The sequence below is a fragment of the candidate division KSB1 bacterium genome (genome assembly GCA_024655945.1).
Taxonomy (GTDB): domain Bacteria; phylum Zhuqueibacterota; class Zhuqueibacteria; order JANLFK01; family Oleimicrobiaceae; genus Oleimicrobium.
The window spans coordinates 57283-69115 of sequence record JANLFK010000014.1 but is presented as its reverse complement, the minus strand read 5'-3'; the positions used below and the strand labels follow the sequence as shown (position 1 = coordinate 69115).

Genomic DNA, 11833 nt, shown 5'->3' with positions numbered 1-11833 from the left:
CTACTTCTCCTGACGCTGGCGCCCTTGAGCCTTGGCAATCTGCTCTTTGGCGGCGTCTATCCCTTGCAGGATGCGGCGCACGTACGGCTGCACGCGGTTGGCCTCTTCAAACTTTTCTAAGGCTTCCTCGAACTTGTTCTGCTGGTAGAGCCGGTAGCCTTCGCGGTACAGCTCGCGGGCGCGACCCTCTGGCTCGACGTCCTTGGCCAAGGCCCGCTGCATCGCCTCTTCGTAGTGTTGCCGGACCACGGGGTTCTGTGGCTGGAACTGCATGGCCCGCTTGAACGCCTCGGCGGCCGCGGCATAGTTGCCGTTGCGCTTCTCTTCGAGTCCCTGCCGGAAGAGGTTGTCGAAGTTGAGCTGTTGCGTCAACCGAGCGATGCGCCCCTCCACCAGGCTCACCAAGTCGGCTTGCCCATCCGCCACGCGGGCTGCCTCCCGGTAGATGCGGATAGCTTCGTTGGCTCCACCTGTCTTGCGCGCCTCTCGCTCAGCATCCTGGATGAGCCCCTGCGCGGCAGCACGCTGCTCCTGCACGGCCTTGTCACGGAACTCGAGGGCCTGGGCGTGTCCGGGAAACTCCTCCAGGATGCGGTCGAACTCGCGGATGGCGGCCACAAAGTTGTTCTGCGCCAGGAATGCCTGCGCCTTCTTGAAGTGTTCTTCCACAAACGCCTGGCGCCGCTGGATTTCGCGCTCCTGGGCGCGGCGTGCAGCTTCCTGCGCAAACTGCTCCTGGAGCCGCTCGTCCGTCAGGCGCAGCTTGTCCCGCGCCTCCTGCCGGGCCTCGATCAAGTCGGGATCCAGGCCCACACTGTCCGGGATGGAGAGCACCCTGGTGAATTCGCGAAAGGCCACGTAGTAGTCGCCGCGCTCCAGGGCCGCCTGCCCGTCTCGGAGGCCACTGAGAATGGTCTGGCGCCGCTCCCATTCCCGGCGGGCCCGCATTTCCTCTTCGATTTCCTGCGCCCGGCGCAGCTCTGCCCGCCGCACCATCTCCTGTTTGGTGGGCCCAAAGGAAAAGGTCACCGACACGCGATGCGTCGGGTCTAAGTCACGGTCGGCAAGCCAGCCGTACGAATAGTCGATCTGGAACGAACTGTACACCAGTCCGGCACCAAACGATGGCGCGCCATTGTTGAACCCTGCGCGCAGCATGGCCGTTCCCCGGAACAGGTACTCGCTGCCAATGTGGAATTGCATTGGCACATGCTGCGACTTGTCCACGTCAAAGTGCACAACCACGGCACTGCCATTGCCGGTGGTGCGAATCGTGCGGGCCAACCCTGCGCGCAACATGGCCGGCAACCGCTCTGCGCCGGCGGCCACCTCGCCCTCAGCTCGCGTCAGTCGCAGGCGCGGGCTGACCAGATTGCACACCGAGACGCCCAACCGCAAATCGCGGAGCAGGAAATTGTCCAAGGGGAGCGCGCACAACACGCCGGCGTCTGCACCCAAGGCACTGGCCGTAAACCCTGCCAACTCTTGCCGCTCCAACTTGCCAGTTACCCCCACGGACAGCCAGGAGAAAACCTGCTTGCCGTAGGAGACGAGGAACTCTTCTTGTTCGAAGCCGAACGTCCCCTCCGGTTCATTGTGCTCGCTCCGGCCAGGCACCCCACCGATTCCGATGCGCGCGTAGCCAAGACCCAGCGTCCCCACGTTGCGGGTGGGGAGCACAAATCCCACGGACTGCAAGCTGGCGCCCCAGAGCAGATTCGCGTAGAAGGTCGTGACGCTCTTCCGTTCCAAGTGGTCCAGGCCGCCTGGGTTCCAGAACAAGGCAGTGGGATCGCGAGGATCGCCCACGCAGGCCCCACCCAAGGCCAATGCTCGGGCTCCTATGCCGTAAGTGAACAGGTGGCGCTGGCCACCTGCCTGCGCAAAGGCAAGCCCGCATAGGACCACAACGAGGAAGCCTGCTATTGCTGTCTGCTGAAGTCTCATTGGCTTCTTGTCCAGGATCGCCCTCAATGCACCACGCCAATCTTGGTGATAGCCTCCTGCCCAGTACTGGTGACAATGCGCGCGATGTAGATGCCGTTGAGCACCCGCTGGCAACGATCGTTTCGCCCGTCCCAGAAAATTTCCCCTTCGTGGGCCCCCGCCTTTGCGGGTGGAGAGCCCCTGGGGAAATGCCGCGTCCAGACCAGCTCGCCAATCAGCGAATAGATGGAAATGGTCACATCGGCATCGGCCGTCAGGTTGTAGATAAAGGTGGTCACCGGCCTATCCGGCTGGCCAAAGGGATTGGGGTACGTGCCAAAAGCCTTGTCGAACTCCCCTTGCACGACCACCCGGAAATCCGACCGCAAGCGCATGGCCGCACTGAAGTTGCCAAGGGTGTCGGTCACCGTGACCAGCTGGCCCGACTCGGCATCGCGCACGACCACATGCAGCGCCGAATCGACGGCCAGCATCAGGCGCTGCGCCCTGGTGTGAGGCAGAAGGTCCACGACCAGCTCCACCGAGTCTGGCACACTGGCCCATAAGGTGTCCGGAGAGCCGGTGGTAAAGTCCAGCACCAGTGGGTTCGCAGCCGGGATTTCGGTTACCTGCACGAATGGCCACAGAGGCTGTCCGCGTCTGATGGCCGCTGTCCGAGAAATGGTCTCTTGGGGCGACAGCTCTCCCCCTTGCGGGTCACGGAGCTGCACCACCAGCCTTTCCAGCAAGAAATGGGTGCTCCCTTCCGCCGCAGGGTTGTAGAAGCGGAGCCCCAACAGAGGTACTCCCGTGGCCCCGGTCATGGCCGAAGAGCGCCTGTCCACCTGGTAGACGCTCATATGCACCACGGCTGCTACCGTCCGCACTGGAAGGAGTGCCACGGGATCGGCCACCTCGGCTTTTTGCTCAGAATACTGGTCGAGCCCGACGTCCAGCAGCTGCACTCTGATGGTGTCCCACTGCAGCGTGGCCAGCAGAGGGGCGCGCACTTGCCACTGTACGGTCGCCACCTCACCAGTCGGCGCCTTGGCGGTCTCCTCTTGCGTGACATAGCCGGAGGGAAGAGAGAGGCCGAAACGAAAGTCCTCCACCCGCGTGTAGCCTGCCTCGCCAAGATTTTCCACATACGCACGCACCACAAAGTGCTGGCCCACGCGCACCTGTCCGCCAACAGCGTCAGCCGGAGCGACAATCGCAACCTTGCAGACGAGTCGCGCCCTGTTGACCGTGGTCACAGCCACCTTGTCGTCCGGATCCAGCGGGGTGCTCACCCGTTGCCCGGAGTTCACGTCGCGCGGCCAGTCGAGGAGGCGGAAGCTAAACTGCTCCGGCCCTGCCGAAGGGGTAGCGGGTGCGCGCAGCGTCCAGATGAGCACCCCCGAGCTGGTACTCTGCACCAATGGTTCTTCTACGCTGTAGCGGCTTCCGGGCGTGGTCATTTCCACGGTGAAAAGGTCGCCCGGCATCAACCCGGCTTCTCCTTCCACTTCCACCAACGCCCGCATCTGGAAGAGCTGTCCGGTCGAGAGGCGTCGCTCGCGCGCCGCCTCGGTCGGCTGGAAGACCTCCGCACGCAGGCGAAAGTCGGCTCGTCTCTGCAGCACCACCAGCAGCGGCTCAGAGGTCGAGGTGAGGAACACGTCGGTGCTCCGCCAGTCACGACCCAGGGCAGTCACCCAGAGCGTGTCCGGAAGCCCGGTGGTCGCCGGCGGGTTCGGCGCCTCAACCCGCCATTGCACCACTGCGCGCTCCCCGCTCACCACCCTCTTGCTCCACGACTCGGCGTAGTAGCTATCGTCGGACACACGCAGCACGGCACTCAGCGTATCGCCAGAGACCCTGGCGGAGGTGACCTGCGCGGTCACAATGAAGGTCTGTCCGGTCGACAAGGTGCCGTCCACTGCTCCTGCCGGCTCGCTGATGAACACGGTATCGACTCGGACGAAGCCACGGTCCAAAGTGCGCACGTTGAGGAAGCTCGTGGCATTGGAGACCTGCGCCCTGCTCCCGGTGTTTTCGTCGTCAGGTCGCTCGATAATGGTGACGCTCAGCGTTGCCGAGGAGGTCAACTCGGGCGCAGCCCGCAACCACCAATAGAGCGATGCGCCAGGGGTGAAGGCCTTGACGGAGTCGGACTCGCTGGGGTCGAGGGTGCAGCGGGTCTGCCCCAAGGAGAGCTTGAGCCGACCTGTGCCCGTGGTGCCTGCCTCGCCGGTGTTCCTCACCGTCGCTTGCAATTTGAACCTCTGTCCGACGGAGAGGTCACCGCTTGCGGCCCCCGCTGGCTCGACGATAGCCAGTGGTTCAAGAGCCAAGATTGCCCTCTTGACCGCTAAGACCTCGTGGGTCTTGTCGCCTCGCACTGGGTTGCCGGCACCGTCCACACCGGAGGCGACGACCACCAACACTGCCGGCTGGATGTCCGGATCTGACGGGGCTCGCACCGTCCAGCTCACGGTCTGGGGAGATGAGTTGATGGCACGCACCGAATCGGCACGTAACTGGTAGCCAGACGCAGCCGGCAGACGCAGGACAGCCCGACGCTGCGCCAGGTCTGGGGAAGAAACCACCAGGGCCGAAAGCACAAAGTCCTGTTCTGTGGATACGGTGTCATCAGTTGCGCCGGGGGGCCAGCTTAGCCACACCCTTTCCACCACCATCCCGGGGGCGACTGTCTGCACTGCCAGGGTGTCAATCCCCTTGGCCACGGCCACCTCTGCGCCGGTGTTCAGGTCCCGAGGCTTTTCCGTGAGGGCGAGTCGGAACACATCACCGGAGCTCGCTACCCCAGGGGCAATGCCTGACACCGCAAGCGTCGTGGAAGGCTTGCTCCCCAGGTCGAAGGGCAGCTGGCGCGGCGCGTCCGAGGTGTCCTTCTCAGAGACGAGCCGATAGCCTGCGGGGGGCGTGAGCAGGAGCTTCCCGCTATCGCAGGCGGCTGAACCAAGATTGGTCACCGTCGCCAACACGCGGAAAGGCTGTCCTGCAGTGAGGACGGTGTTACCACCTTCCAGCGCCACCCTGACGCTCAGATTGGCCGGACGCTGCACAACCACCAGGGCCTGTTCCAAGAAAGGCTCGCGCATCACCGTCGCCGGGATGCGGCTCTCATGGGCGATCGCCGACAGCACCCGCACCTGGAATCGCTGCGGCTGTGCCCTCTCCTGGCCAGGCGCAGTCGCAGCAAATGTCACCGAGTCTGCCCCGTTACGGTCGATCCAGGGGATTACCAGCACACTTTCGGCCACAGCAAATGTGGTGTCGGGAGGGAAGAGCTGCACGCGAACGCTGTCCAGGCCCTCCCGTCCCTGCTTTTCCTCCACTACCACCTTGATGGAGAATTGCTGGCCGGTATTGACGATTCCCACCCCGAGCGGGTCGACGTTGCGGCTCACCACCTCGGTGCGGCGCACGCGCGCCACCGCCGCAGTCTTGACGAACAAGCTGTCCTCCGCTATGACCTCATAGGTGGGCCCGCTCTGGCCGAGATTGGCGTCGTGGGCCTGGAGAGTCACCCGCACCACCGCCATGCCCCCCAAGGGGCCCGTGCGCCGCACCACGAAGAGGTAGCTGTCGCCTGTACCGCCCGCTAATAGGTGGCTGCCTGCGGAGCTGAGGCTGCTGGGCGGCACCACTTCGTAGGTGCTCGTCTGGTCCACACCCTGGATGGAGATCTTGAACGCGGTGGGAGTGGCCGGCTCGAACAAGAGGCCCGCTTCGCCGTCGTTGCGCAGCCGTACCTCGCATTGCCACGGCTCATTGCTCTCAGCAAGCACCGTATCCTGGGAGAAGAACAGGCCCACCACCTGGGGCACCGGCGCAGTTTGCACAAAGCCGAGGCAGCTATCCGCCGCCGCAGCGACGATCGTCGCAGGTTCAGGGACGTTGTCTGCGTAGGCACTGTCCACGTACGCCCGAAAAGTGACCGGTCCTGGCGTAGTGCCTGCCCGCATCGAGAAGTTGACGACCGCACTGTCCGGAGTCCCACCAAGGGCACTTGTGGTCACCACGAGGGTATCAGGTATCAGAGCATTGTCCGGCGCCGCGCCCAAGCGGACCCGCACGTTGTGCACGGATTCCGAGCCGAGGTTTTCAACGACCGCCCGCGCGTCTACTTTCTCTGCAGAGGTGAGGTAAGGCGCATTCGGCATGGCCAAGTACACGCGCCGGAGCCGCACTCGTGCCGGGCTGTCGATAATGGCGAGCGCCGTTGCATCCAGCGGCGGCAGGACTTGCGCCGCAAGGCCGCTGGCCGCACCTCTTGCCGCCTCGATCACCGCCTCAAACAGCTCCCCCTGCGGGCGGCGCAGGCTGTCGGCGCGCAGCGGAAATACTACCGTTTGTTCCTGCCCAACCTTGACGACAGGAATGAGCTGCGACTGGGGCGCCTGCGAATACTGCGTGCGCAAGCCAACGCGCACATCGGCCAAGTCCTCGCCACCGACATTGGCCACCACTACCTCCACGGCGAACTCCTGGCGCACGTTGACGTGGGCGGTCCCGTCGGGCGCAACGTTGTGGGCGCGGACCACGGTGGAGGCGATCTGTGCGCGCGCCGGGCTCGCCACATAGAAACTACCGTGGCTGGTGACGTGGAGCACCTGCGTCGGGTCGTTCAGGTCTTGGCCCTGTAACTCCACCAGGATCTGGCCTATCCCTCCTTTCGCCCCAGTCTTGAATACGGTGTACTCCAGGAGACGCTCTTGGCCGCCGGACAGGGTTAGCCCACCGCCCACGAATTCGCTCGGCGCGCCGATGAGATAGTCCCCTTGCTCCTGACCGCTGACGAGGATGGTCAAGTTGGAGGGCGCCGGCGCCGCGAGCACTGCTCCAGCCGAGCCAGTGTCCCTGACCGCCACGCGGATTGTCCAGAACGGACCTGTTTGCCCGGCAAGCACCGTGTCCGGTACGGCCACCACGCTGGTAATGTCCAACGCGGCTGGCCTCTGCATGTAGACGTGGGTGAAGGAATCGCTCGCGCTTTCCGCCGGAAGGATGGTCACCGGCAAACCGGTATTCTTGGACAGTGCCTGCACCAAACTGGCAGTGACCGCCTCCACCGTGTCGGGGATGGCGCCTGCGATAGCACTGGCCCGTGCCTCGACGAGCTGCCCACCAGGAACACTGGGAAGCGTGACCGTGGTAGGGATGGCACTCAACTGTGGCTCAGACTTCAGCGCCACCACAGCGTTGGTAGCAGTTTCTTCCCCAAGGTTACGCACCTGCACCCGCAACTTGTACCCTTGGCCCACGTTGACATAGGGCGTGTTTGGCGCCTCCACCTCCAATCCGGCCAAGCGCACCACTGCCGGCTGCTGGACGGTCACCATTCCCGCCTGCTCCACGTCGGAGGACGCCGTCAGCTGGCGGCCGCTGTTGACCTCCTCGGCGGCCACAGTAGCAGTGACCGCTACCACGCCTGGCGTGGTCGAGCTCCTGGTGACCACAAACATCAGACTGTCCAGGCTTCCTGCCTCTAAGAGCAGGCCGCCGCCGGCAAGGGCCTGCGGAGGCACTACTGCCCAACCACTGCCCGCAGAAAAGCCCACGAAGGTGCGCGCCGCAAGCGTGTCCACAAGGAGGTCGCTGCCACCCGCATTGCCAAGGACCACGCTTATGCTCCACTCGGTGCTCTGGCCCACGGTCACCGCGGGCTGTGAAGGGCGTACCCGCAGCACGGCCAGCTGAGCCGGCGTCTGAGCCGTAAAGTAACCCCACTGCGTGTTGGTGGCCGCATACAGATGATTCGTCGGGTCGGTTACCTCAGTTGCCCACACCTCGCCGTAGATGCGAATCGGCCCTGTGGTAGTCGCCACCGTCTGCACGACCGGGAATCGGAGCTCATCGCTTGCGCCCGGAGCCAACACCCGCATCCCACTGCCATAGAACACAGTAGGTTGTTGGAGTGTGTACTCCCCGGTCACCTCGTTGCCGAGCCGATACAGGCGCACGCGGGCACTGTCAAGGGCCACCGGCGTCACCCCGTTGTTGCTCACGTAGACGGAAAGGAACCAAGGTCGCGTCTGTCCCTGCGTCACACTGGGCTGCGAGGCGGCAGTGTTTTGAATGGCCAGACGTGCCTCCGCTGCCACCTGCACCACATCCGGCAACGTCGTTTGCTGCGAGAAGGGGTTCTGGTTCTCGGTGCCGGACAACTGCAGCACGGGTGCGTAGAAACCCGGCAGCATCGTGCGGGGCACTTGCGTGCCCACAAAGGTCAGCGTGGTGTCCCCAGGGGCTATGACGCTCCCTGCCGGGCCGTTGAGCAACGCCTGGAAGATGTGCCCTTGCCCGTCGTCGATCTTCAGCCAGGTGCTCTGCTGTTGGAGGATGACCGTTGAACCTCCGCTATTGCGCACTCTCAGGCTGAACGCCGCGTAGCTACCCCGGTTCACGCTCCCGGGCGACAACGATCCCGCCAGGTAGGAGACTGTCGCTGGAGACTGGATGAGCACCGTGTCGCTGCCAGCGTCGTACGTGTCGTCCGTCAGCTCGCGACCGCTGTTCACTTCAATTGCACGCACCTGCGCGTGTACGGCCACCTCGGCCGCGGTGGGGCCGGTCTGGTCGACCACAAAAAGCAGAGCTCCGGTGGCGCCTCCGCGAAGCCTTGTGCCCCCGCTGCCCTCAAGGCCGGTCGGCCAGACCACCTTATGATTGCCTGTGGGCGCAAAGATGGGACGCGTAGCTCCCGGCGTGAGGTCCAAGAGCACGTCGCTCTGCCCAAGGTTGGCAAGGTGCACGCGCACCGTCCAGTCCCTGGTTTGCCCTGCGGTGACTGTCGTGTCGGAGGCTTCCACCCGCGTGATCTTCAGGTCGGCGGCCGTCTGTGCCCATACCGTGGACGTGGCCGTGCGGGCGAGTGATGCCCCAGAGTTCACGTTCACCGCGCGCACGGTGGCGCCAATGCTCACCTGCCCAGCGGCTACTCCGGTGCGGGTGACCACAAACCTCATGACATCAGCGGTCCCCGCCTCCAGGATGAGGTCGTTGCCATTGAGCAAAGCGCTCGGCTTGACAATTTCTACGCCAGGCGCCTCTTCCGGAGAGAGGGACAACGCCGACTGCGCAAAATCGATGAGGAGATTGGTCCCTCCGCTGTTGCGGATGTGCACATCGATCTGCCACGCCCTGCTCTGCCCCACGGTGACGCTGTCCTGAGAGGGGACGACGCGGTCGATGGTCAGCACGGGCACCGCTTGCACCGTGACCCCGCCAAAGACGCCAGAGCGCCCGGAATCGTCGTACGTGCCATCTTTGCACGCCACGCGCGCCGCTATGGTAATGTCACCGGTGGTCTGCCCGGTGGTAACGACAGTGAACACCAGGCTATCGGGCGGACCTCCACCTTCCAGGATCGTCCCCCCGCCCTCCAGCGCCGCTGGCCTGGAAATGGTGTACTCGCCTGTCACGTCCTGGGCCCCCTTGCGGAAGGTGACGTAGGTGCTGCCCGGCGAAAGGTCTACTATCAAGTCAGTCAAGCTCTTGTTCTGCACCCGCACAGTTACCGTCCAGACAGCGGTCTGCCCTTGCGTCACGTTCGCTTGCGAGGCGCGAATGTCCTGCAGTTCCAGGCTCGGCTGTTGCACCAACGTGAACAGCTCTGGCTGCATACTGGACGCGGTGTAGCTATTCCCCGTGTTGACGTCCCTCGCATACACGTGAGCCGTAACCTGAACTACCCCAGGAGTGGCACTCCGCGATGCGCTCAGCGTGAAAGCGAACTGCCTCGATTGCTCTGCAGACAAGGTGGTGGGATTGGCCGGAGAGGCCACGATTCTGTATTCGCTGTCGACTGGGATTCCGCCCCTCTGCAGGGAAAACCGCACGCTATCGATGCGGGCCGTGGCCGCGTTCGCTCCGGTGTTCTGAAGCAAAACCGTAATAGCCACATCCGCCTGTCCCTGACGCACCGTGTCCGCCACGACACTCACGGCAGTAATCGCCAAGTTGGGAGGGGTTTGCACGGTCCACAGGTGTTTGCTCGCGGCGCCCACGGCCGAAACCGCCGTGCCGTCGTACAGTCCGGAAACCGACCCGTCGACCGTGACGAGGCCAGGACTTGCCGGGGCTTTCACCACAACCGAAAAGGTGAGGGTCTGCGTTCCGTTAGCGGGTATCTGCTTCGCGGGGTCCGTGCGCACCACCACATAGTCGGCAGAGCGGTCTTGCGGCTGGGCTGAGGAGAAACTCAGGTCGGCGGCGGTGATGGTGACCGGCAGCGCCCCGTAATTGCGCACGGCCATGGTCACCTGCACGCCCTGTTGCCCTTGCGTCACATTGGCGACCGCAGAGGTGACCGAGTTTATCTCCAGGGCATAGACGTCAATCGGATCGGATTGCTTGCTAATGTTGGTCGCATAATCGTTGACCGTAATGCTCTGCAAACCGGGGGTGCGCAGCACAAAACCACTCCCTGAGAACGTGTGGGTGCCGTTCTCTTCTGGAGTGAAGGTATAGCGGTTGTTGACATCATAGGGGAGTGTGGCGCCTGCGTCGCTGCTCGTGAAGTAGACCTGCCCGGTGTAGTTGGTCTTCAGGTTGTCGTAGCGGTCGTAGGCTATCACGGTCACATTTTGAGCAAAGCTCGTCTGCGCCCCGGTGCGCGTCGGGTAACCAGTCAGGGCGAACCGCCCCAGAGTTCCGGGTGTGACCGCAATGGTACCGGTCGTGCGCGTCACCGAGCCAGTCTGCCCACGCAGTTGTGTAGAGACCGCATTGTAGAGAGTCTGCATCGCGGAGCCAGTGCCGTTCACGACGACAATGTCGGCAAGACGAGGTGGCGTAGCGTTGGGTGCATCGCCGCCACCCGAGGCGATGCTCACCGTCACCAGACCGGAGGCGGCATTGTTGTATTGGTCCTTCGCATTGCTCACCGTCAATGCGAAGGGCTGACCTGCGGTCTGCGGGCTGCTCGCACCCAAGGTAAAGTCAGAAATGGCAGCGGCGGACACGTTGATGTAGTCGCTGACCCTGCTTACGGTGCCGTTGGTCACTGTGATGCGCTGCTGCCCGGAAGTGCGGAGATCAAAGTCGCTCCACGGGAAACTGCGGCTGCCGTTGACCAGGGCTATCGGATGCGCGGCATCGTAGGCGATCACTGCATTGGTATCGGTGCTCGTGAACCAGACCTGGCCTGCGTAATCGGTCTTGATGTTTTCCCACTGGTCATAGGCGGTGACCACCACCGAATCGCCACCAAAGGTCTGGCCGGCCACCACCGCGTTGGGATAGCCTGTCAGGCCGAAGGTGCCGAGCGCGGTCCCTGGCGCCACAGTGAATGACGCGGTACTCCTACTCACCCCTGCTTGTTGGGCCCGCAGACGCACACCGCTTTCCGCCCGGTACAAGGTCTGCAGGGCAGAACCACTGCCGGCAACCACGGTGATAGGTGTAAGCACTGGTGCCGTGCCGTCGGGCGCTGCCTCTCCACCGGCGACGGCGTCGAGCGTGAAAACCCCCGACACGAAGTTGCCGTAGCTGTCCCGTGCATTGCTGATGCTCAGCGCAAAAGGCACACCGGCCGTTTGGTTCCCCGGGTCAGCAAGCGTAAAGCTGGCCACAGCTGCTGGACTGACCGTGACTGCGGCGGAGGTGGCAGAAACACCTGCCTCGACATCGGTAACGGTCACGGTTTGCGCCCCTGCAGTCTTTAACGCAAAACTCGAACCGCCAAAGCTCTTCTGCCCACTACTGAACCCCCCGCCAGCGGTCGGAAGGCTCGCCTGGGTATCCGAGCTGCTCCAACTTACGCTGCCAGCATAGTTGGTCTTCACATTGCCGTAGACATCATAGGCAGTCACCACTACCGAGGACGGAAAAGCGCTGCCCGCCACCACCGCTGCAGGAACCCCAGTCAGCCCAAACGACCCCAATGCCCCTGGCA

2 protein-coding genes are annotated in these 11833 nt (G+C 63.7%); both read right to left on the bottom strand.

Going from position 1 to position 11833, the window contains the following annotated elements; genetic code table 11:
• On the bottom strand, window positions 1-1947 hold the full coding sequence (locus NUW13_14345; protein MCR4440198.1) for a PorV/PorQ family protein: 1947 nt from the start codon (window positions 1945-1947) through the stop codon (window positions 1-3).
• Window positions 1948-1970: 23 nt separating this feature from the next.
• Window positions 1971-11822: a hypothetical protein gene (locus NUW13_14340; protein MCR4440197.1), complete on the bottom strand. Its 9852-nt coding sequence runs from the start codon at window positions 11820-11822 to the stop codon at window positions 1971-1973.
• Window positions 11823-11833 lie beyond the last annotated feature (11 nt).

What these genes read in the sequence shown, in the direction of transcription:
- NUW13_14345 (MCR4440198.1), bottom strand. Translation starts at nt 1,947, where the DNA reads ATGAGACTTCAGCAGACAGCAATAGCAGGCTTCCTCGTTGTGGTCCTA.